Origin of the sequence: Marinobacterium nitratireducens, from assembly GCF_014645375.1 — a bacterium.
GTDB classification, from domain to species: domain Bacteria; phylum Pseudomonadota; class Gammaproteobacteria; order Pseudomonadales; family Balneatricaceae; genus Marinobacterium_A; species Marinobacterium_A nitratireducens.
This window is the reverse complement of sequence record NZ_BMLT01000001.1, coordinates 148398-170911: the sequence shown is the minus strand read 5'-3', so window position 1 is coordinate 170911 and position 22514 is coordinate 148398. Positions and strand designations below refer to the sequence as shown.

The 22514-nt window shown below is 62.3% G+C and carries 21 protein-coding genes; 20 read left to right on the top strand and 1 reads right to left on the bottom strand.

Going from position 1 to position 22514, the window contains the following annotated elements:
* Positions 1–155 precede the first annotated feature (155 nt).
* From ccoN to IEX85_RS00660, 16 genes are all read left to right on the top strand, one after another.
* Positions 156–1586: a cytochrome-c oxidase, cbb3-type subunit I gene (ccoN, locus tag IEX85_RS00735; protein ID WP_188857364.1), complete on the top strand. Its 1431-nt coding sequence runs from the start codon at positions 156–158 to the stop codon at positions 1584–1586.
* Between the two features lie 21 nt (positions 1587–1607).
* Positions 1608–2228 (top strand): cytochrome-c oxidase, cbb3-type subunit II, encoded by a 621-nt coding sequence (gene ccoO / locus IEX85_RS00730; protein ID WP_188857363.1) that lies wholly within the window; start codon positions 1608–1610, stop codon positions 2226–2228.
* Between the two features lie 7 nt (positions 2229–2235).
* Entirely contained in the window at positions 2236–2415 is a 180-nt protein-coding gene (locus IEX85_RS00725; protein ID WP_188857362.1) for a cbb3-type cytochrome oxidase subunit 3, read from the top strand.
* Positions 2412–3305 carry a cytochrome-c oxidase, cbb3-type subunit III gene (gene ccoP, locus IEX85_RS00720; RefSeq protein WP_188857361.1) on the top strand — a complete coding sequence of 298 codons (894 nt, stop codon included), beginning with the start codon at positions 2412–2414 and terminating at the stop codon, positions 3303–3305. The genes IEX85_RS00725 and ccoP overlap by 4 nt, the downstream gene beginning before the upstream one ends.
* A gap of 136 nt (positions 3306–3441) precedes the next feature.
* Positions 3442–4869 carry a cytochrome c oxidase accessory protein CcoG gene (gene ccoG, locus IEX85_RS00715; RefSeq protein ID WP_188857360.1) on the top strand — a complete coding sequence of 476 codons (1428 nt, stop codon included), beginning with the start codon at positions 3442–3444 and terminating at the stop codon, positions 4867–4869.
* A gap of 109 nt (positions 4870–4978) precedes the next feature.
* Entirely contained in the window at positions 4979–5497 is a 519-nt protein-coding gene (locus IEX85_RS00710) for a FixH family protein (RefSeq protein WP_188857359.1), read from the top strand.
* Positions 5498–5502: 5 nt separating this feature from the next.
* Entirely contained in the window at positions 5503–7977 is a 2475-nt protein-coding gene (locus IEX85_RS00705; RefSeq protein ID WP_373290880.1) for a heavy metal translocating P-type ATPase, read from the top strand.
* Between the two features lie 138 nt (positions 7978–8115).
* Positions 8116–8331, top strand: a complete 216-nt coding sequence (ccoS, locus tag IEX85_RS00700) for a cbb3-type cytochrome oxidase assembly protein CcoS (RefSeq protein WP_188857358.1) — start codon at positions 8116–8118, stop codon at positions 8329–8331.
* Positions 8324–8995, top strand: coding sequence for a sulfite exporter TauE/SafE family protein (locus IEX85_RS00695; protein WP_188857356.1), 672 nt, complete (start codon positions 8324–8326; stop codon positions 8993–8995). Before ccoS ends, IEX85_RS00695 begins: the two co-directional genes overlap by 8 nt.
* A 206-nt stretch (positions 8996–9201) precedes the next feature.
* On the top strand, positions 9202–10593 hold the full coding sequence (gene hemN / locus IEX85_RS00690) for an oxygen-independent coproporphyrinogen III oxidase (RefSeq protein ID WP_229721726.1): 1392 nt from the start codon (positions 9202–9204) through the stop codon (positions 10591–10593).
* 148 nt (positions 10594–10741) lie between these two features.
* Positions 10742–11512, top strand: coding sequence for a fumarate/nitrate reduction transcriptional regulator Fnr (fnr, locus tag IEX85_RS00685; RefSeq protein WP_188857353.1), 771 nt, complete (start codon positions 10742–10744; stop codon positions 11510–11512).
* 454 nt (positions 11513–11966) lie between these two features.
* Positions 11967–12509, top strand: coding sequence for an adenine phosphoribosyltransferase (locus IEX85_RS00680; RefSeq protein ID WP_188857351.1), 543 nt, complete (start codon positions 11967–11969; stop codon positions 12507–12509).
* Positions 12510–12708: 199 nt separating this feature from the next.
* A complete protein-coding gene (gene rdgC, locus IEX85_RS00675; protein ID WP_188857349.1) occupies positions 12709–13623 on the top strand; it encodes a recombination-associated protein RdgC in 915 nt (304 codons plus the stop codon).
* Between the two features lies 1 nt (position 13624).
* Positions 13625–14257: a 7-carboxy-7-deazaguanine synthase gene (gene queE, locus IEX85_RS00670; RefSeq protein WP_188857348.1), complete on the top strand. Its 633-nt coding sequence runs from the start codon at positions 13625–13627 to the stop codon at positions 14255–14257.
* Positions 14258–14639: 382 nt separating this feature from the next.
* Positions 14640–15794: a cation diffusion facilitator family transporter gene (locus tag IEX85_RS00665; protein WP_188857346.1), complete on the top strand. Its 1155-nt coding sequence runs from the start codon at positions 14640–14642 to the stop codon at positions 15792–15794.
* Complete coding sequence (locus IEX85_RS00660) at positions 15787–16392, top strand: YigZ family protein (protein WP_188857344.1); 606 nt, start codon at positions 15787–15789, stop codon at positions 16390–16392. Before IEX85_RS00665 ends, IEX85_RS00660 begins: the two co-directional genes overlap by 8 nt.
* Positions 16393–16398: 6 nt before the next feature.
* Here the strand turns inward: IEX85_RS00660 and IEX85_RS00655 are convergent, their stop codons facing one another.
* Positions 16399–17619: a L,D-transpeptidase family protein gene (locus tag IEX85_RS00655; RefSeq protein ID WP_188857342.1), complete on the bottom strand. Its 1221-nt coding sequence runs from the start codon at positions 17617–17619 to the stop codon at positions 16399–16401.
* A 258-nt stretch (positions 17620–17877) separates the two neighbouring features.
* Between IEX85_RS00655 and IEX85_RS00650 the strand changes: the two genes are divergently transcribed.
* The 4 genes from IEX85_RS00650 (at position 17878) to IEX85_RS00635 (ending at position 22460) form a co-directional block, all read left to right on the top strand.
* The gene (locus tag IEX85_RS00650; RefSeq protein WP_188857341.1) at positions 17878–18897 is read left to right on the top strand and encodes a GGDEF domain-containing protein; all 1020 of its coding nucleotides are present in this window, start codon (positions 17878–17880) and stop codon (positions 18895–18897) included.
* A gap of 115 nt (positions 18898–19012) precedes the next feature.
* Positions 19013–19492 (top strand): 2-thiouracil desulfurase family protein, encoded by a 480-nt coding sequence (locus tag IEX85_RS00645; protein WP_188857335.1) that lies wholly within the window; start codon positions 19013–19015, stop codon positions 19490–19492.
* A 35-nt stretch (positions 19493–19527) separates the two neighbouring features.
* A complete protein-coding gene (locus IEX85_RS00640; protein WP_188857333.1) occupies positions 19528–20352 on the top strand; it encodes a mechanosensitive ion channel family protein in 825 nt (274 codons plus the stop codon).
* A gap of 389 nt (positions 20353–20741) precedes the next feature.
* Entirely contained in the window at positions 20742–22460 is a 1719-nt protein-coding gene (locus IEX85_RS00635) for a proline--tRNA ligase (RefSeq protein WP_188857332.1), read from the top strand.
* Positions 22461–22514: the final 54 nt, after the last annotated feature.

Here is a 22514-nt window from a genome sequence, read left to right as displayed (position 1 = left end):
ATGCAAGTGTTGATCTATAATTAATGCCCCCGCGGCGGGGTGCGACAAAGTACCGCATCTAAAACCTACAGCTCATTGAAAACACTGGAATGTTCCCAGATAATTGCCGCCGGAACGAATTTACCTATCCATTAGCTTGTTGATGAGAGCCTGACATGAGCACAGCAACTGAACACCCGACGTATAATTACAGGGTGGTCCGGCAGTTCGCCATCATGACGGTGGTCTGGGGCATTGTCGGTATGGCCGTCGGTGTCCTGATCGCAGCCCAGCTGGTCTGGCCTGCGCTGAACTTCGATACCCCCTGGCTGACCTACGGACGCATCCGTCCGCTTCACACCAACGCGGTCATCTTCGCCTTCGGCGGATGTGCCCTCTTCGCCACTTCCTACTACGTCGTTCAGCGTACCTGTCAGGTACGGCTGTTCTCCGACGCTCTTGCCTCCTTTACCTTCTGGGGCTGGCAGGCGGTTATCGTCTCGGCGATCATCACCCTGCCGATGGGCCTGACGTCTTCCAAGGAATACGCCGAACTGGAATGGCCGATCGACATTCTGATCGCGCTGGTCTGGATTGCCTACGGCATCGTATTCCTGGGAACGGTCAAGCTGCGCAAGACCTCCCACATCTATGTCGGTAACTGGTTCTACATGGCCTTCATCATCACGGTGGCGGTCCTGCACATCGTCAACAGCCTGGCGATCCCGGTCTCGGCGTTCAAGTCCTATTCCGTCTACCCGGGCGCTGTCGACGCCATGGTACAGTGGTGGTATGGCCACAATGCCGTTGGCTTCTTCCTGACCGCCGGCTTCCTGGGCATGATGTACTACTTCGTACCGAAGCAGGCAGAGCGCCCGATCTACTCCTACCGCCTGTCCATCGTCCATTTCTGGGCGCTGATCGCCACCTACATCTGGGCCGGCGGCCACCACCTGCATTACTCCGCGCTGCCTGACTGGACCCAGTCCGTCGCCATGGTCATGTCCATCATCCTGCTGGCGCCGTCCTGGGGCGGCATGATCAACGGCATGATGACGCTGTCAGGCGCCTGGCACAAACTGCGCACCGACCCGATCCTGCGCTTCCTGGTGGTATCCCTGTCCTTCTACGGCATGTCCACCTTCGAAGGCCCGATGATGTCCATCAAGACCGTCAACGCGCTGTCCCACAACACCGACTGGACCGTCGGTCACGTACACGCCGGCGCTCTGGGCTGGGTTGCCATGATCTCCATTGGCGCCATCTACCACATGATCCCGCGCCTCTGGGGCAAGGCACAGATGTACTCCGTCGGCCTGATCAACGTTCACTTCTGGCTCGCCACCATCGGTACCGTTCTCTACATCTGCGCAATGTGGGTCAACGGCATCCTGCAGGGCCTGATGTGGCGCGCGGTCAACGAAGACGGCACCCTGACCTACAGCTTCGTCGAAGCGCTCGCGGCCAGCCACCCGGGCTACTTCGTCCGCTGGATGGGTGGCGCCTTCTTCCTGACCGGCATGCTGCTGATGGCATTCAACACCTGGCAGACCGTTCGCAAGGGCAGCCGTGCGCCGGCCGCCGATACGGCCGCGCAGCCAGCCTGAGGCCGATAGGAGCTATTCACAATGATCAAACACGAAACAATCGAAAAGAACATCGGCCTGATGGTGCTGCTGATCATCCTCGTGATCAGCGGCGGCGGCCTGGCGGAGATCGTGCCGCTGTTCTTCCATTCGTCCACCACCAAACCGATCGAGGGCATGCGCCCGTATTCGGCACTGGAGCTTGAAGGCCGCGACATCTACATCCGTGAAGGCTGCCACGTCTGCCACACCCAGATGATCCGTCCGTTCCGCGCCGAGACCGAGCGTTACGGTCACTACTCGACCGCCAACGAAGACGTCTGGGAACACCCGTTCCTGTGGGGCTCCAAGCGTACCGGGCCGGACCTTGACCGTGTCGGCGGCCGCTACTCCGACGACTGGCACCGCGCGCACCTGTACAACCCGCGCGACGTCGTGCCCGAGTCGAAGATGCCGTCCTACCCGTGGCTGTTCACCAACCGCGTCAGCGGCGCCGATACCGCCAAGAAGATGGAAGTCATGCGCAAGATGGGCGTACCGTACACCGACGAGCAGATCGCCAACGCTGCCGACGAAGTGAACGGCAAGTACGAGATCGACGCTCTGGTCACCTATCTCCAGGCGCTCGGCAAGACCCATTCCGAATACACCAACAAGCGGTAAGCAACTGGTGAGTTACGAGGTTTATGGTCCTTATATTCCGGTGATAATGCTCGTCACCTTCATCGCACTGTTCGTCTGGGTACTGCACCCGAAGAACAAGAAGAAGTTCGACGATGCCGCCCACCTCCCCTTCGACGATGAAGGGGAGCAGGAAGATAAGGCCGATAACGGGAGAAAGGAAAAATGAGTGCTTTTTGGAGCGCGTGGGTAACAGTGATTACCCTGGCCGTGATCCTCGGCTGTGCATGGTTGCTGTTCCAGACTCGCAAGAGCGAGGCCTACAAGGAATCCACCAGCGAAACCGTCGGCCACGAGTACGACGGCATCGCCGAGTATGACAACCCGCTGCCACGCTGGTGGTTCCAGCTGTTCGTTGCGACCGTCATCTTCGGTCTCGGCTACCTGGCTCTGTACCCGGGTCTGGGCAACTTCCAGGGCCTGCTGGGCTGGTCTTCCCACGGCCAGTGGGAAGAGGAAATGCAGCACGCCGAAGAGGTCTACAAGCCGGTATTCGCGAAGTATGCCGCGCTGTCGGTCGAAGACCTGCAGAAGCCCGAGAACCAGGCTGGCCTGCAGATGGGCCAGCGTATGTTCCAGAACAACTGCAGCGTCTGTCATGGCACCGGCGGCACCGGCGCCTACGGCTTCCCGAATCTGACCGACAACGACTGGCTGTACGGCGGCGAGCCGGACACCATCAAGCAGACCATCGTCAACGGGCGTAACGGCGGCATGCCGGCCTGGGGAGCGGTGCTGGGCGAAGAAGGCGTTCGTGACGTCGCCAGCTACGTGCTGAGTCTGAGCGGCCGTGAAGTCGATCAGGAAGCGGCCGCCCGCGGCGAAACCCAGTTCCAGGCGCTCTGCACCGCCTGTCACGGCCAGGACGGCAAGGGCATGCACGCCCTGGGCGCGCCGAACCTGACCGACGACATCTGGCTCTACGGCGGCAGCTTCGAGCAGGTGGCGCACACCCTCCGCCAGGGCCGTAACGGCGTGATGCCGGCGCAGAAGGATCTGCTCAGCGATGACAAGATCCACCTGATCGCGGCGTACGTGTACAGCCTGTCGCAGAACTAATGCCTGGCAGGCACTAAACCGAGGCGATATGATTCAGGTCATATCGCCTTTTTTGTATCCGTTCTTAGAATAACAACATGCGGTACTACGAATATTTCGGCCTCAGCGCCACAGCAGTAAACGGGTGAGTATGGGCATGGATCAGATACCGGTCAAAGACGTGACCCCCAGGAGCAAGAGCGGCGGCGAGTCGGTCGAGACCTACGACCTCTACGCCAAGCGCGAGCATATCTACGTCAAGTACTACAAGGGCCTGTTCAAGAACCTGCGTACCGCCGCGGGCTTCATGATGCTGGCGATGTTCTTTGGCTTTTCCTGGCTGCAGTGGGACGGCCGCCAGGCGGTGCTGTTCGATCTGCCGAATCGCCAGTTCCACGTGTTCGGCACCACCTTCTGGCCCCAGGACTTCATGCTGCTGTCCTGGCTGCTGATCATCCTCGCCTTTTTACTGTTTTTCGTCACGGTGTTCGCCGGCCGGCTGTGGTGCGGCTATGCCTGCCCGCAGTTCGTCTGGACCTGGTTCTTTATCTGGGCCGAGCGCATCACCGAGGGCGACCGCAACAAGCGCATGAAACTCGACAAGGCACCCTGGAGCCGGGAAAAGTTTCTGCGCAAGACGGCCAAGCACGCACTCTGGCTGGTCATCGCCATTGCCACCTCCATCGCCTTCGTCGGCTACTTCAGCCCGATCCGCGAGCTGGTGCCCAATGTTTTCGCCTGGAACCTGGGCCCCTGGGAAACCTGGTGGCTGGGCTTCTTCGCCGTCGCCACCTACGGCAACGCCGGCTGGCTGCGCGAACAGGTCTGCATCTACATGTGCCCCTACGCCCGCTTCCAGAGCGTGATGTTCGACCAGGACACCCTGGTCATCTCCTACGACGAGAAGCGCGGTGAACACCGCGGCAGTCGCAAGAAAGGCAGCGACTACAAGGCCCAGGGCCTCGGCGACTGCATCGACTGCGGCAACTGCGTGCATGTCTGCCCGGTCGGCATCGACATTCGTGACGGCCTGCAGTACGAGTGCGTGGCCTGCGGTGCCTGCATCGACGCCTGCGACGACATCATGGACCGCATGAACTACCCCCGCGGCCTTATCCGCTACACCACCGAGCATGCGCTCGAAGGCAACAGGACCAAGCTGTTCCGGCCACGCCTGATTGGCTACTTCGCGGTGCTGATGGTCATGATCATCGCCTTCGGCTACACCCTGGTCAGCCGCGTCCCGCTCGAAGTCGATGTACTGCGCGACCGCGGCCAGCTGTTCACCCGCACCCCCGATGGCCTGATCGAGAACAGCTACACCCTCAAGCTCGCCAACAAGGAACAGCGCGATCATCGCTATCGCATCACCGTCACCGGTCTCGACGGTATCCAGATGGTCACAGCGTCCGAAGTCCCGGTTTCCGCCGGCGACCTGATCGATGTGCCGGTAAGGCTGCAGATAAATCCCAAATGGCTGTCACGCCCCAACTACGAAATCCACTTCCGGGTCGAGGCGCTGGATGGCGAAGGCATCAGCCTTGAAACTGAAAGCCGCTTTATCGGTCCAACCTCCGGACTCTGACCCCGGCAATTTCGAACATCGGCGGGCGGCAATGCCCGCCGATTTGTTTTAGAATAGCGGCCTTCCAACACCCGGCCACGGGGCCGCATTACAGCAGAAGAGATGTAGCATGCAGCAAGACCAACTCGCCACCGCCCCCTGGTACAAGCAGCCCTGGCTGTGGTTTATCCTCGCGCCGGTGATCGCGTCGGTCATTTCCGGCGGCACCTTCCTGTATTTTTCCATCGTCAGCGCTGACGGTATCGTCAAGGACGACTACTACAAGGTCGCCCGCGGGTTCAACCTCAATACCGAACCGCTGGAAAATGCCCAGCGCCTGGGGCTCAGCGGCGACCTGCTGATCGATGACGTCACCGGCGACATTGCACTGACCCTCGCCGGCGCGCTCCCCGCCGATCTCGAGCAGCTGGAGCTGGAAGTCGTGCATCCGACCCACCAGCAGTACGACCAGCTCATCACCCTGCGCCGACTTGCCGGCAGCGACCGCTTCAGCGGCAATCTGCAGAAGCCGCTGCACCAGGGCAAACGCTATCTGCTGCTGCGCCCTGCCGGCCATGAGTGGAACCTTCGCGCCGAGGCGCTGCCACCCTACGATCCGCTGACGATCAGGCTTGTGCCCCAGCTCTGAGCGCCATGATGACCAACGCCGCCACCGCCGAACAGGTCTGCAGCTGCTTTCACTGCGGCCGCGACGTACCCCCGGGCAGCGACTTCGTTGCCCAGATCGACGGCCAGTCCCGACCGATGTGCTGCCCGGGCTGTCAGGCCGTGGCCCAGACCATCGTCGAAAGCGGCCTCGACAACTATTATCGCCACCGCAGCAGCAACGCCAGCGCCCCGGAGATCCCGGGACGACAGCTGCCCGAAGCGATGCTGGCGGAACTGGCGCTTTACGACCAGCCCAGCATCCAGAAGGACTTCGTCCACGCCCTCGACGACAGCCGTCGCGAAGCCAGCCTGGTCATCGAAGGCATCACCTGCGCGGCCTGCGCCTGGCTGCTCGATCACCACCTCGGGCGACAGCCGGGCGTCGAACAGGCCTCTGTCAACCTCAGCAGCCACCGCATGCGCCTGTGCTGGGACAACGACAGGACCAGCCTGAGCCAGCTGCTGGCGGCCATCTATCGCATCGGCTACCAGGGCCACCCCTATCATCCGGACCGCGAAGAGCAGCTGCTCGAGCAGGAAAAGAAGCGTGCAATACGCCGCCTTGGGGTTGCCGGCGTCGGCATGATGCAGGTCATGATGTACGCCATCGCGCTCTATGCCGGCGCCATGCAGGACATGGAGGAGCGTTTCGTCGTCTTCCTGCGCTGGGCCAGCCTGATTATCGCCACGCCGGTGGCGCTGTACGCCGCACGCCCCTTTTACGTCGCCGCCATCCGGGATCTGCGCAGCCGCAACCTGAGCATGGACGTACCGGTTTCGATCGCCATTCTCGGGGCCTACTGCGCCAGCGTCTGGGCCACCCTGACCGACAGCGGCGAAGTCTATTTCGACTCGGTGACCATGTTCACCTTCTTCCTGCTGATCGGCCGCTATCTCGAAATGCAGGCTCGCCACCGTACCGGTCGCGCCGGCAATGCGCTGCTGAACCTGCTGCCCACCAGCGCACTGCGCCTGACCGACGGCGGCGAGCAGCTGGTTGCCGCCACGGAGCTGGTGGTCGGTGACCGGGTACTGGTGAAACCGGGCCATACCATCCCCGCCGATGGCATCATCCGCCGGGGACACTCGTCGATCGACGAATCGGCGCTGACCGGCGAGTACCTGCCGGTGCGCCATCGCGAGGGCGAAACGGTGGTCGGCGGCACGCTGAACGTCGAGAACCCGATCGAGATCGAGATCAGCCGCACCGGCGGCGATACCCAGCTCTCCGCGATCGTACGCCTGCTGGACCGGGCCCAGGCGGAAAAACCCGGCACCGCACGCATCGCCGACCGGGTGTCCAGCTACTTCGTCGCCGCGGTACTGGCGACGGCCGCCGGCGTCAGCCTGATCTGGTGGCAGATCGAGCCGTCCGACGCTTTCTGGGTCACCTTGTCGGTACTGGTGGTGACCTGCCCCTGCGCGCTGTCGCTGGCCACGCCGACCGCCCTGACCGCCGCCACCGGCACCCTGCGCCAGAACGGACTGCTGATCACCCGCGGACACGTGCTCGAGAGCCTCGCCAAAGCCACCCATGTGGTGTTCGACAAGACCGGCACCCTGACCGAAGGCAACCTTTCGCTGCGCGATGTCATTACCCTAGAAGGCTCCCGTGACGACGCCCTGCGACTGGCGGCAGCCCTCGAGGCCCATTCCGAGCACCCGATCGCACGCGCCTTCCGCGGCTTCGGTGCACCCCCGGCCACCGACCTCGAGTCCCATCTCGGACAGGGCCTGGAGGGCCTGATCGACGGCCGCCGCTACCGTATCGGCAAGCCGGAATTCGCCATTGAACTAGCTGCCGGGGAGGCCTTGCCCGCCATGCCGGATCAGCACGGGCACTGGCTGCTGCTGTGCGCCGAAGACGGGCCTCTCGCCTGGTTCGGGCTGGATGATCAGCTGCGCCAGGACGCCGTCGACAGCGTACGCGCCTTGAAATCACTCGGCATCGAGGTCGAAATGCTCACCGGCGACAGCTCGCCCGCCGCACATGAGGTTGCCAGCAGGCTCGGCATCGAGCGCATCCAGGCCGGTGTCACCCCCGAGCAGAAACTGGCCCATATACGCCGGCTGCAGCAGGAAGGTGCCCAGCTGGTCATGGTCGGCGACGGTATCAACGATATCCCGGTGCTGGCCGGCGCCCAGACCTCGGTTGCCATGGGCTCGGCCACGGATCTGGCCAAGACCTGCGCCGATGCGGTGCTGCTCACCGGCAGCCTTGGCCGTTTGGTCGACGCCGTGTTGCTGGCACGCAAGTGCCGCGCCATCATCCGCGAAAACCTCGGCTGGGCGTTGCTGTACAACCTGCTGGCGCTGCCACTGGCCGCCACCGGTTTCATTGCACCGTATATGGCTGCAATCGGCATGTCGGCAAGCTCCCTGGTCGTCGTCGGCAATGCCCTGCGGCTGTCGAAACTGGTGCGCCGCAAACCCTCAACACAGGCGCGCGAACATGCATAACGCCAGGGTTCATAGCCCCGCTCTTTATAAGTGCGCCGCCATCGGTATGGCGGCAAGCTCCCTGGTCGTCGTCGGCAATGCCCTGCGGCTGTCGAAACTGGTGCGCCGCCCCTCTTCTGCATTGAACCGAGACTGAGCATGGATATTCTGTACCTGCTGATCCCGATTGCCATCATCTTCGTGGCCTGCGCGCTCTGGGCGTTCTTCTGGAGCGTCAACAGCGGCCAGTTCGACGACCTGGAATCACCGGCCCACAAGATCCTGTTCGACGATGACGACGAGCTGATTCCGGACGACGCCAAACAAGCCCGCGGTGCGGCGCAGAAAGAGTCCCACCACCCGCGCGATGACTGATTCACTATCCGTTCTCACCGCCCTGAGCCTGGGCCTGCTCGGCGGTGCGCATTGTATCGGCATGTGCGGCGGCATCGCCGCCACGGTCGGTATCGCGGGCCCTCAGACCCGTGCGCCGGCGCTCGTCATGCTGCTCAGCTACAACGGCGGCCGCATCCTCAGCTACGCCTGCGCCGGCGCGCTGCTCGGCGGCCTCGGACTGCTCGCAGCAGGCGGCACGGCAACACTGATGCTGCGCATACTTGCCGGCCTGATGCTGATAGCCATGGGGCTTTACATCGGCCGCTGGTGGCAGGGGCTGGTCAGGCTGGAGCGCGCCGGCAATCTGCTCTGGCGCCATCTTCGCCCCCTGGCCTCGCGGCTCCTGCCGGCCAGAACCCCTGCCCAGGCCATGCTGCTGGGACTGGTCTGGGGCTGGCTTCCCTGCGGTCTGATCTACAGCACCCTGATCTGGGCCTCGGCCGCCGCCGACTGGCGCCAGAGCGCCCTGCTGATGCTCTGTTTCGGCCTTGGCACCCTCCCGGCAATGCTGACCACCGGCCTGCTGGCCGACCAGCTTCGCCGTCTGCTGGCGCAGCGCCTGACGCAGCAGATAGCCGGCCTGCTGATCATTGCGTTCGGCGTCTATACGCTGCCGCTGCAGGGATTGCTGCAGCAGGCGTAGGAGCTCGCTCCGCGAGCGAATAGATTCGGCACGATCGTTAATCGCGGCGGGGCGCTGCTAGCAGGAAAAGATCGCCCGCGGAGCGGGCTCCTGCGTCAGCGCCCCGGCAACCGGGATCGAAACTTTCTTGACCGATATCAATGCGCAAACTCAAAGCTGCCTTTAGAGTGAACCTTTTACCGTTCACCGCCAGAGGAAGCCCGATTGTGAGCCAAGCCTTCAACGTACGCTGGGATGCCGAACTGATCCGGCGTTACGACCTGTCCGGGCCCCGTTACACCTCCTATCCGACTGCGGTACAGTTCGATCCGCTGCTCTCCCCCGACAGCCTGCTCGAACAGGCCCGGGCCAGTGCAGACCCCTCGGCTCCGCTGTCGCTCTACGTGCATATCCCGTTCTGCGCGCATGTCTGCTACTACTGCGCCTGCAACAAGGTCATCACCCGCAACCGCGGCAAGGCCCGCGACTACCTCGACACCCTTTACCTCGAAATGGCGCAGGCATCCGAGCGCTTCGGCGCCGGCCGGCAGGTCAATCAACTGCACTGGGGCGGCGGCACGCCCACCTTCATCAGCAACGACGAAATGATCGAGCTGATGGCGCAGCTGCGCCGGCATTTCCGCCTCCGCGATGACGACGCTGGCGACTATTCCATCGAAGTGGACCCGCGCGAAGCAGATGCCGAAACCCTCGCCGTGCTGCGTCATATCGGCTTTAACCGACTGAGCCTCGGATTACAGGACCTGGACCCGAAAGTTCAGGTGGCGGTCAACCGCGTTCAGCCGCTGGAAATGACCTCGAGTCTACTCGAGAGCGCCAGGCGCGAAGGCTTTCGCTCGATCAACCTCGACCTGATTTACGGCCTGCCGCACCAGACGCCGGAGTCCTTTGCCGCTACGCTGGAACAGGTCATCGAGCTGTCGCCGGACCGCCTGTCGGTGTTCAATTATGCCCACCTGCCGGATCGCTTCCGCTCGCAGAAGCATATTCGCGCCGAAGATCTTCCGGGCCCGGACGCAAAACTGCAGATACTGCACGAAAGCATCGACCGCCTGCTCGAAGCCGGCTATGTCTACATCGGCATGGATCACTTCGCCAAGCCGGACGACAGCCTCGCCATTGCCCAGCGCGAGCGACAGCTGCACCGCAATTTTCAGGGCTACACCACGCACAGCGACTGCGACCTGGTCGCTTTGGGGGTTTCCGCCATCAGCCAGATCGGCGATGTCTACTTCCAGAACGAGCACGAAATCGGCGCCTACGGGCAAGCCATCGAGAGCCGCGGCTCGGCGGTCAGGCGCGGACTAATCATGCACCGCGACGACCATGTCCGCCGCGATATCATCGCGGCCCTGATCTGCCACTTCGAGCTTGACGAGAGCGCCATCGAGCGCCGGCACGGCATCGACTTCGGCGATTATTTCGCTGCGGAACTTGCAGAGCTCGAACAGTTCCGTCGGGACGGCCTGATACGCCGGGACGAGCGCCGCTGGCTTGTCGAAGATGCCGGGCGCCTGCTGATCCGCCGCATCTGCATGACGTTCGATGCCTATATCCCGAAATCTCAGCCGGTACAGGGCTTCTCGAAAATCATTTGAGCCCCCGGTATCCGGCGCATTACGACGATCAACTAGACTTTTGTCGCAGGCGCTTTACGGGCCTGCGCCTTCACCCCGCCCCCAGCTTCACGCATAATAACGAGGATAAGGGCCACGCCGCCCTCTCCCGAATGCACAGGACCCCACGATGGCCGAAAGCAAAACCGAAGGAAAGCTCCGCAGCCTGCAGCAGGCACACTGCAGCAACTGCACTCTGAGCTCGCTCTGTCTGCCGGTCTCGCTCAACATGACCGAGATAGAACGTCTGGACAATATCATCGACAAGAGCCGCCCGCTCAAGAAGGGCGAACACCTGTTCCGCCAGGGACAGCCGTTCACGTCGCTGTACGCGCTGCGAGCCGGCACCATCAAGAGCTACTCCATCACCAACGAGGGCGAAGAGCAGATTACCGGGTTTTATTTTCCGGGCGAGCTGGTGGGCCTGAGCGGCGTAGACTCCGGCACCTACCCGGTCTCGGCCAAGGTTCTGGAAACCACCACCGTTTGCGAAATCCCCTTCACCCGCCTGGACGAACTGGCTGGCGAGCTGCCTGAATTGCGGCGCCAGATCATGCGCACCATGAGCAAGGAAATTCGGGACGACCAGCAGATGATGCTGCTGCTGTCGAAAAAAACCGCCGAGGAGCGCATCGCCACCTTCCTGATCAAGTTGTCGCAGCGTTTCGACGTGCGCGGTTATTCCAAGACCCGCTTCCGCCTGTCGATGTCCCGCAACGAGATCGGCAACTATCTCGGCCTCGCGGTCGAAACCGTCAGCCGCATCTTTACCCGCTTCCAGAAAAGCGGTCTGATTCAGGTCGAAGGCAAGGAAGTCGAAGTGCTGGACCTCCCCGAGCTCTACCGCCTCTCCGGCGAGTGTCCGGCCGAGAACAGCGACCTCGAAGTAAAAAACGCCTGAGGCAAGGCGGTGACGCGTTACGGCTGACGCGTCACCTATCACGCATCCTCAGCCGACTGATCGATTCGTAGGAGCCCACTCCGTGGGCGAACCCTACGAGGCCTCCTCCTTCGTCCTGGCAAATCGCTCGCGGAGCGAGCTCCTACGAAAGCGTGGGAGCGGCGCCCCGCCGCGAAGGGAGTCACACAGCGTGCCGACCGATTCGCCTCCGGTTCGCCGCGGGGCGCGGCTAAAGAACCCACACGCCCTCCCGATACGTCAACTGTCACGCTTTTCGCATTTCGCTATTCATAAAAAAACCGCATTCCCCGTTGCCGGAGAATGCGGCGCAAGCTGCACAGTTGAAAGGCCATTTCTGGCCGGTAACCCAACACCTGCATTAAAACCTGTGATAGCATCGCCGACATTGAGCCATATCAATTTGAATGCATTTTCGCACCAAGGAGTCAGCTGCATGTCCTATGACGAGTGCTACGTAAAATCCGTGATTCGCACCATTCCGGACTGGCCCGAAAAAGGTGTCATGTTCCGGGACATCACGCCGCTGTTCAAGGATCCCAAGGCGTTGCGGATGGTCGCCGACGATTTTATTCAGCGCTATATCGGTACCGAAATTACCCATATCGCCAGTATCGACGCACGCGGCTTCCTGATCAGCTCCATCATGGCCTACCACCTGAACATCCCGCTGGTGCTGGTACGCAAGAAGGGCAAGCTCCCCGGCGAGACCATCCACGCCGAATACAGGCTCGAATACGGTACCGCGGCGGTGGAAATGCAGACGGATTCGGTAGGACCGGGCGACAAGGTGCTGATCTTCGACGACCTGATCGCCACCGGCGGCACCATCCTGGCCGCCAGCACCCTGATCAAGGAGCTCGGCGCCAGCGTCTACGAAGCCGCCGCACTGATCGACCTGCCGGATCTCGAGGGCTCCACACGCATTCAGGACGCCGGGATACCGGTGCACACGCTGCTGGCCTACGAAGGGCTCTGAGTAGCGGTGACAGGTGACGCGTTACGGGTGACCCGCCACCCTGTCACCTGTCACCTGTCACGCGCCAGCCTCAATCGCATTTTAGAACCCTACCTGTACCGAGCGCTTTCCCGAGCCTCGATAAATGACTCTCCCGACGCATGGCATTTCCCGCCCCAGCCGTTAGAATAGCTGCCTCATCAAGCCGGCAAAGAAGACTATGTGGTTCAAAAATCTGATCTTTTATCGCCTGACAGGCACTTTCGACAAGGACGCCCAAAGCCTGGAGACCGCCCTCGCTGAACATGCATTTCAGCCCTGCGGCAGTCAGGAGATGAGCCGCTACGGCTGGATACCGCCCTGCAAGGGCCTGCCCGATCAGCTGGTCTATCACTGTGCGGGATACTTTCTGATCTGCGCCCAGAAAGAGGAAAAGATTCTGCCGGGCGGCGTGATCAGGGAAATCCTCGAGGAGAAGGTCGAGGAAATCGAACACCAGCAGGCACGCAAGGTCTATCGTCGTGAGCGCAATCAGCTCAAGGACGAAATCATTCTGGATTTGCTGCCGCGGGCGTTCAGCCGACGCCAGCAGACCTGGGCCCTGATCGCGCCTCAGGCCGGCTGGGTGCTGGTCGACGCCTCCAGCCACAAACGCGCCGAGGAACTGCTCAGCCAGCTTCGCACCAGCATCGGCAGCCTGCCGGTGGTACTGCCGGACGTCAAGCAGTCGCCGTCGGCGGTCATGAGCCACTGGCTGGAACAGCAGCAGCCGCTGCCGGTATCGCTGCAGCTGCTCGACGAAGCCGAGCTCAAGGACAACCTGGTCGAGGGCGGTGTGATCCGCATCAAGGGGCAGGACCTGACCAGCAGCGAAATCGTCGCCCACTTGGAAGCCGGCAAAAGAGTCGCCAAACTTGCACTGGAATGGGACGAGAACCTGCGTTTCATGCTGCACGAAGACCTCAGCGTCCATCGCCTCAAGCAGACCGACCAGTTCCGGGAACAGCAGCAGGACGTGGCCGACGACGAACTGGCGCGCTTCGATGCCGACGTTGCTCAGCTGGGCCTCGAGCTGACGCGCCTGATGCCGGACCTGCTGCAGGCCTTCGGCGGGGAAAACACCGCAGGACAGTAACATGTACAGCGTCAAAGAAATGTTCTACACCCTGCAGGGCGAAGGCGCCCAGAGTGGCCGGCCGGCGGTATTCTGCCGCTTCGCCGGCTGCAATCTGTGGTCAGGCCGGGAGCAGGACAGAAGCGGAGCCATCTGCGACTTCTGCGATACCGATTTTGTCGGTACCGACGGCCAGAACGGCGGCAAATTCGCCACGCCGCAGGAACTGGCAACTGCCGCCAGATCCTTCTGGCCTGCGCATGGCGGCGGCAAGCCTTACCTTGTCTGCACCGGCGGCGAGCCGGCGCTGCAGCTCGATGCCGCGCTGATCGAGGCATTCCACGCCGCAGGTTTCGAGATCGCCGTTGAAACCAACGGCACAAGGCCTCTGCCCGATGGTATCGACTGGATCTGCGTCAGCCCCAAGGCTGGCACCGAACTGGTGGTAACCCGCGGTCAGGAGCTCAAACTGGTCTATCCGCAGCTGCTGGCGCCGCCCGAACGTTTCGACCGGCTCGAATTCGAACACTTTTACCTGCAGGCGCTGGACGGTCCCGATGCACCACGCCACCAGCGGCAGTGTATCGAATATTGTCTGGCGCACCCGCAGTGGAAGCTGAGCCTGCAGTCCCACAAGATACTGGGGATCGACTGAGCCCTGGCCGGCCGGGCGGCGGCCGCAAAACCATCAACAGTTACTTGAGCGCAGTTGTTACGCCGGTGCGACAGTATACCCACACCAACTGTGGATAAGCCTGTGGGCCAGAGGCCAAAAATGGCCTCCATTTCCCATGGCTAGGTCGCTTCCTACAAATTGATTACTTTTTGTACACCTGTTGTTTTTTCATAAAATACAACAACATAGCGGCTATAATTGGCAACAGGGTTGAAATACAGACGCTTTCGGGGCGTTTTTGCTATGTAAAGCCCCCGTTACAGCCCCGCCCTGCTGCAGTGCGTCATACGGCACCCGCCGCTCTATGGTCCGTCCGGCATCCGGGCGGTAGAATCAGCGCATCTACGAAAACGGAATTGCAATGCTCAGCGCCGAACAGAGACAACGAGAAGCCCGTCGGGTCACCCTTATCGGGAGCGCTCTGGATGCTGCTCTCGGCATCGCCAAGATCATTGTCGGCCTGCTGGCGCACTCCCACGCGCTCGTCGCCGACGGCATCCATTCGCTGTCGGACCTCGGCACCGACTTCATGGTCATCCTGGTACTGAAACTGGCGCACAAGGAGCCGGACCAGGACCATCCATATGGTCACGCCCGTTTCGAAACCCTGGGCACGGTCATGCTCGGCGGCTTGCTGATCGCCGTCGCGGGCGCCATGGCCTATGACAGCATCGATGTCATCCTCAGCCGCGAATTCCTGGCGACGCCGGGCTGGGCCGCTTTGCTGGTGGCGGGGATATCCGTCGTCAGCAAGGAGTGGATTTTCCGCTACACCCTTGCCGCCGGCAAACGACTCAAGTCAGACCTGATTATCGCCAATGCCTGGCACAGCCGTACCGACGCCTTCTCGTCGATCGTCGTGCTGATCGGCATCGCCGGCACCATGCTGGGTGCTTCCTGGCTCGACGCGCTGACCGCGGTGCTGGTGGCCCTGCTGGTGGCGAAGATCGGCTGGGACCTGTGCTGGAAGAGCATCAAGGAACTGGTCGACACCGCGCTGCCCGAGGACCAGGTCCGCGAGATCGAGGATGCGGTGCATGAAGTCGACGGCGTCATCAGCGTCCACAGCCTCAAGAGCCGCCTGATGGGTGGCCAGAGCCTGCTGGAAATGCATATCCAGGTCGACAGCCACCTCAGTGCCTCGGAGGGTCACTACATCGGCGATGCCGTGGTGCGCACGCTCAAGCGCCGCTTCGACGATATCGACCAGGTCATTTTCCATATCGACACCTACAACGACGACGACCAGCTGTTCTGCAGCACGCTGCCGACACGTGCCGAGGTCGAAGCGTCGCTGCGCCAGGCGCTCGACGCCATCGACCCGCAACTGCGCTGGGAGTCGCTGACACTGCACTACGTCAACGCCCGCATCGAGCTCGAGCTCAAGATCGACGGCCTGACGCTGGCGGAATGCCGGCTCAGCGGCCGAGACCTGCAACGGCGTCTCGACGACGCGCTGAACCAGCTGTACTGGTTCGGGCGCCTGCAACTGTGGCAGGCGCCGGTCGATGGCTGAGGTGTACGAGCGGCCTGCGCAGGCGCTGACCGTCGAGCTGGAAATCAAGAACAGCCGCTTCATCTGCCACGCAGCGCCGACCCGCGGCGCCGCAGCCGCACAGGCGTTTATCGACGACATCCGCGGCCGCTACCCGGACGCCAGCCACAATTGCTGGTGCTACGTTGCCGGCTCGCCGGGGGACTACAACCTCTGGAACAGCAGTGACGACGGCGAGCCCAGGGGGACCGCGGGCAAGCCCATGCTCAATGTGCTGCAACACTCAGGGCTCGGTGAAGTCACCGTCGTCGTGACGCGCTATTTCGGCGGCATCAAGCTCGGCGCCGGCGGCCTGGTGCGTGCATACAGCCTGGCGGTACAGAACTGCCTCAGCGAGCTGACGACCGAGGCCGTGATACCGACCCGGAATCTGCGGTTGCTGGCGCCGCACCGCCAAACCGGCAGCGTCGAGCAGTTGCTGCGACAATTGGGGCTCGAGGTCTCCGATCGCCACTGGGGCGAGGAGCTGGAACTGTCGCTGGAACTGACAGAGGATCAGCACAAAGCCCTCGAACAACGCCTTGCGCCCTTTCCCGACGTCCGCCTGGTGGCGGACTAAATTCCGTCAGGGACCGGCGAGATCCCCTGCCGAGCGCTGTGCGGCAAGCGCCTCGCGGTCGAGCCCGTAGACGTCGCCACGGAACTGCAGCTGCCTGTTTTCGTCCAGCCAGGCTGTCCAGTACGTCGTGTACACCGCCACCGGCTGCGGCAGCCGCAGGACCCGGTTCTTGCCGCTGGCAATGATGTCCTCGAACCGCCAGGTGCCCTCGGGCGTGAGGCCGGCGTCGCCGAACAACCGCCGTGCCAGCGTCTCGGGATACTCGATGCGGATGCAGCCGGAGCTGAAATTCCGTACCGGGCGGCCAAACAGACTGTGGCTGGGCGTGCCGTGCATGTAGACCTGATAGTCGTTGGGGAAGTTGAACTTCAGCTGTCCCAGGGGGTTCTGGGGTCCCGGCGCCTGCCAGAACCGCTGCTGCGGCGCAGGTCCCCGATACAGGCGGCTGTAGTCGAGCTGCCAGGGCGCCAGCACCCGCATCGAGCCGCCATAACCTTCCACCAGCTGCAGCTCCGAATGATCCAGGTAATCCGCAGACGCCTGGATATCGGGCACGATATCGCGGTAGGCAATACCGCTTGGCACGTTCCAGTCGGGATTGAGTTCGAGTGTACGGATCTCGCTTGCCACCAATGGCGTCTTGGCCTTCAGCTTGCCAACGATGGCGCGCATGCGCAGTACCTCCTGCCCCTGCTCGAAGTAGCGCATTTCATAGGCCGGAATGTTGATTTGCACATAGCGGCCCTGCGCCGCCCTCTGCTGCGCGAACTGCTCCTGACGTTCGAGATTGAGCTTCAGCTGGCGATAGCGGGCCAGAGGGCTGACCTCGAGCGCCTCGCGCGTGCGGGGCCCCCAGACGCCATCCGGCGCAAGACCATGACGCGTCTGGAATGCCACCAGCGCCTGGCGCAGCGCTTCGTCGAAATAAAACGGATTGGCCTGCGCCTGCGGATCGACGAAAGGCAGGTCTCCAAGTAGCACCAGCCGCTGCCGGATTTCGGCGATCACCGGATCCTGGTCACCCGGCCGGAGCACACCGGACGGCATCAGCGCCGGCCAGCTGTAGGTTTCGGCGAGCTGACGATAGAAGGTCAGCGCCTCGTCGTAGGATGCGAATCGCGTGGCGGCAGGTTCTGTGCCGGAGTCATCGGCGAACTGCGCCCGCGCAGACGTCGTGACCGGCAGCAAAAGCAGCAGGCACAGGCAGGAACGGATCAGATAGCGCACAGGCCCCCCCGAACTTACTCTTAAAGATTAACCCATCTAGCCGATAACCCTGCTTATACGCGAATCGGCCGACACTGGACTTGAAACTACCTCAAGACGGTCGCGGCGGGAAGCATAAAGGCCCCAGGCTCTGGACTGGACGCTGGCACAGAGCCATGGGTGTCCTATATATTTGGCGTTCCGGGCAATTCGAACGACCGTTTGGATGTTGCGCCCGACATGCATGTGAAGTCCTCAAGCCGTTATTGAAGGAATGCTATGAAGTTCGTCGAGAATTCGAGCCAGGCCGCGGCCTACCTGCGTCAGGCAGTGCCGATGATGGTGAAGTACAACATACCGCCGAATCCGCTGAACTATGCTCTCTGGTATACGTACGTTTCCAACCGCCTGCCGGATCTCAACAGCGAACTCGACGAGGCTCTCGTAACCTACGGCACCTGCCCGATGATGATCAGCGAGCAGCTGTTTCGTGACCACATGCTGCGCGATGAGCTGGAATCGGCAAAGGACATGCAGGCCAATCTGATCTCGTTGATGAACGATCTGCACCACCAGGCCGACGCCACCGCACGCCGTACCAGCAGCTACAGCGAGGTGCTGCAGGACAGTCTGGATGCCCTCAACGAAAGCGACAACGAACGCCTGCCGCTGGAATCGATCATCCAGAACCTGGCGCTCAATACCGCGGCCATAAGCGCCGAAACCCGTCAGTTTCAGCTGCGAATCGACGAGGCGCGTGCGGAAATCGACGCGCTCAGGGCCGAACTCGTGCAGAGCCGGCACGATGCCCGGATCGACCCGCTGACAAGCCTGTTCAACCGCCGCGTCTTCGACGCCGAAATCGAACAGCTGCTTGGCACCGCCGACAGACCGAGACTTACCCTGATCATGCTCGACGTCGACCATTTCAAGGCCTTCAACGATCTATACGGTCACCTGATGGGCGACAAGGTGCTGCAATACGTCGGCAAGCTGCTCAAGGAACAGCTGCAGGATCCGGCGCTGCCGGTTCGCTTCGGCGGCGAGGAGTTCGCGGTGCTGATCCCCAACGCCGGTCTCGAGCAGTGTCTGGACACCGCCGAGCTGCTGCGCGAGAAAATCCAGGCCATCCGCATCAAACTGAAGAAGTCCGGCGAGGTCATCAGCTCGATCACCGCATCCTTCGGCGTCGCCGAATACCGCGACGGCGACAGTATCGACGACTTCATAGGCCGAGCCGATCAGGCGCTGTACGACGCCAAGGAAGGCGGGCGCAACCGCGTCGAAGCGGCCGGCTGATATCACCGTTTCTTAACATTCAACACCTAAGATGCGCGCCCGTATAGCGAACGCCGGGCCCGACCACAGATGGCTCCGGCGTTCTGTCTTGGACTTTGCAAAGCTGAGAAACAGGATGCGCAAGATACTGATCAGTGCCTGCCTGCTGGGCGACAGGGTACGCTACGACGGCGGACACAGCCTGCTGGACCACCCGATCATCGCACGCTGGCGCCGCGAGGGCCGCCTGGTAGCACTCTGTCCGGAAACTGCCGGCGGTCTGCCGACACCCCGTGCCGCGGCAGAAATTCACCAGCGCTTCCCGATTCTGGTGCGCAGCCGCAGCGGGGACGATGTCACCCCGGCGTTTCTCGATGGCGCCGAACGGGCGCTGGAAGCGGCACGGCGGGAAGGCTGCATTTGCGCGCTGATGAAAGCCAACAGCCCTTCCTGCAGCAATAGCCGGGTGTACGACGGAAACTTCAACAACACTCTGACCGAAGGCCCCGGTCTCGCCGCCGCTGAGCTGATGCGCCACGGTATTCCGGTATTCGATGAAACCCAGCTGGCTGAGCTGATAGACTTCATAGACTCACAGGAAGTACGCGCCGCCTGAGCGGCCAGCGATAACGCCGCAACGGAGGCACCAGCATGTTCGAGGAAGAGTTCGAGTCGGCCGGCAAGATCTACACCCTGGTGGTCGATTTTTTCGTCAACTACAGCTTCCAGGTGATCGGCGCCATCCTGATCTTCATTCTCGGCTTGCTGGTCGCACGCTGGATCGCCGGTATCACCCTGCGCCTGTGCGAACGTCACGACGTCGATGTCACCCTGCGCCTCTTTATCGCCAGTACCGTGAGACTGCTGGTGGTCGCGATGGTGATCGTCATCTGCCTCGGCAAGTTCGGCATCAGCGTCGCGCCCTTCGTCGCCGCCATCGGCGCCATCTCCCTGAGTATCGGACTTGCACTGCAGGGCGTATTTTCCAATTACGGCGCCGGTTTCACCATTGTCCTCACGCGCCCCTTCGTGGTCGGCAACACCATCTGCATCAACGGTATCAGCGGCGTGGTGGAGGAAATCCGCCTCTCCTACACGGTACTGACCAACGAGGATGGCGAGAAGATCACCATCCCGAACAAGCACATCGTCGGCGAGGTGATCACCAACTCCTACACCAACCGGGTCGTCGAAGCCTGCGTCGGCATCAGCTACGACAGCGATCCGCGGCGGGCCAGCGAGTTGATACGGACGGTGATCGGCGAAATCGAAGGCGTTACCGTCGAGCCCGCCCCCCAGGTCGGCATCGAAACCTTCGGCGACTTCTCGATCAACATCGGTTACCGCTACTGGGTGCCGACCCGGCGTTACTTCGAACTGCAGTACCAGGTCAACCAGGCGATTTTCGACGCCCTCGCCCGCGAAGGCATTCAGATACCCTATCCCATCGTCGATTTGCGCAGGCGTGAGGCGTGAGGCGTCGGTGTAGGAGCCCACTCTGTGGGCGAACAGCCTTGCAGCACGCGGCCAATCTTCGGTTCGCTCGCGGAGCGAGCTCCTACACATCTATCGGCCGCCGCCCCTTGCGCCCTGACGCTTTACGCCTTACCACTCACCATCAGCTCTTGTAGGTTGGGTCTAGCGCCGAAGGCGCGTAACCCAACACCGAAGGAGTCGGGAACGTACGTCGCCAACCGACACCCACCGATCTGTACTGCGATCGATTTGTCGGGTTACGCGCGGTTGGAACCTTACCGCCTTACGCTTAACGCCCTACCACTCGCCATCAGGCTTGTTTGATGCAGGTCGCCTCCCTACAATGGTCCGATTTTCCGTATTTCATCCATTTCATGGGTTTAGGATCTATGCGAGCCAGTCAATACCTGATAGCAACACTGAAGGAAACACCGTCCGACGCCGAAGTCATCAGCCACCAGCTGATGCTGCGCGCCGGGCTGATCCGCAAGGTCGCCGCCGGCCTCTACAACTGGCTGCCGATGGGCCTGCGCACCCTGCGCAAGGTCGAGCGCATCGTGCGCGAGGAAATGGATCGTTCCGGCGCCCAGGAAGTGCTGATGCCCGCTATTCAACCGGCCGAGCTGTGGCAGGAATCCGGCCGCTGGGAGCAGTACGGCCCCGAGCTGCTGCGCGTTCGCGACCGCCACGAGCGCGAGTTCTGCGTCGGCCCGACCCATGAAGAAGTGATCACGGACCTGATCCGTCGCGAGGTCAAAAGCTACAAGCAGCTGCCCGCCAACTTCTACCAGATCCAGACCAAGTTCCGTGACGAGATCCGTCCTCGATTCGGCGTCATGCGTTCGCGCGAGTTCATCATGAAGGACGCCTACTCCTTCCACCTCGGCCGCGAATCGTTGCAGGACACCTACGAGGTGATGTACCACACCTACGTCAATATCTTCACCCGCATCGGCCTCGACTTCCGCCCGGTTCTGGCGGACACCGGCTCCATCGGCGGCAGCTCGTCGCACGAATTCCACGTACTGGCCGACTCCGGCGAAGATGACATCGCCTTCTCCGACAGCAGCGACTACGCCGCCAACGTCGAGCTGGCCGAAGCGCTGGCGCCTGCCGGCGAACGCGCGGCACCGAGCCTCGAGATGCACCTGGTCGACACACCGAACGCCAAGACCATTGCCGACCTCGTCGAGCAGCACGGACAACCGATCGAGAAGACCGTCAAGACCCTGATCGTGCACGCCAGCGACGAGTGCGAGGCCGATTTCGTCGCGCTGCTGGTCCGCGGCGATCACGAGCTCAACGAGATCAAGGCGGAAAAGCTTCCCGAGGTCAAAGCGCCGCTGCAATTCGCCACCGAAGACGAATTCCGTCCGCTCATCGGAGCCGGTCCCGGCTCCCTGGGCCCGGTCAACCTGGCGATTCCCTGCATCGTCGACCGCGCCGTGGCCCATGCATCGGATTTCGGCGCCGGCGCCAATATCGACGGCAAGCACTACTTCGGCATCAACTGGGGGCGCGATGTCGAGCTGCCCCAGGTGGCCGATCTGCGCAACGTGGTCGAGGGCGACCCGAGCCCGGACGGTCAGGGCACCCTGGCGATCCGCCGCGGCATCGAAGTCGGCCACATTTTCCAGCTCGGTCAGAAGTACTCCGAGGCCCTCGGCGCCACCGTACTCGACGAAAACGGCAAGTCCCAGGTGATGGACATGGGATGCTACGGTGTCGGCGTCACCCGCGTGGTGGCCGCGGCCATCGAGCAGAACCATGACGAGCGCGGCATTATCTGGCCGGACGCCATCGCCCCCTTCCACGTCGCCCTGGTACCGCTGAACTACGACAAGTCCGACGAGGTCAGGGCGCTTGCCGACAGGCTTTACGCCGAACTGCGCCAGGCTGGCTATGATGTCCTGCTGGACGATCGCAAGGAGCGCCCGGGGGTCAAGTTCGCCGATATGGAACTGATCGGCATCCCGCACCGCGTGGTGATCTCCGATCGCGGCATCGCCGCCGGCACCCTGGAGTACAAGGGCCGCCGCGACGCCGACAACCAGCACATCGCGATCGACGAGCTGCTGGCCAGCCTTGCGCAAAGGGTCAATATCTGACCGCTGCACCGGGGGCGGAGCCCGGCTCCGCCCCTGCCCACTCAGCCGCGAAAA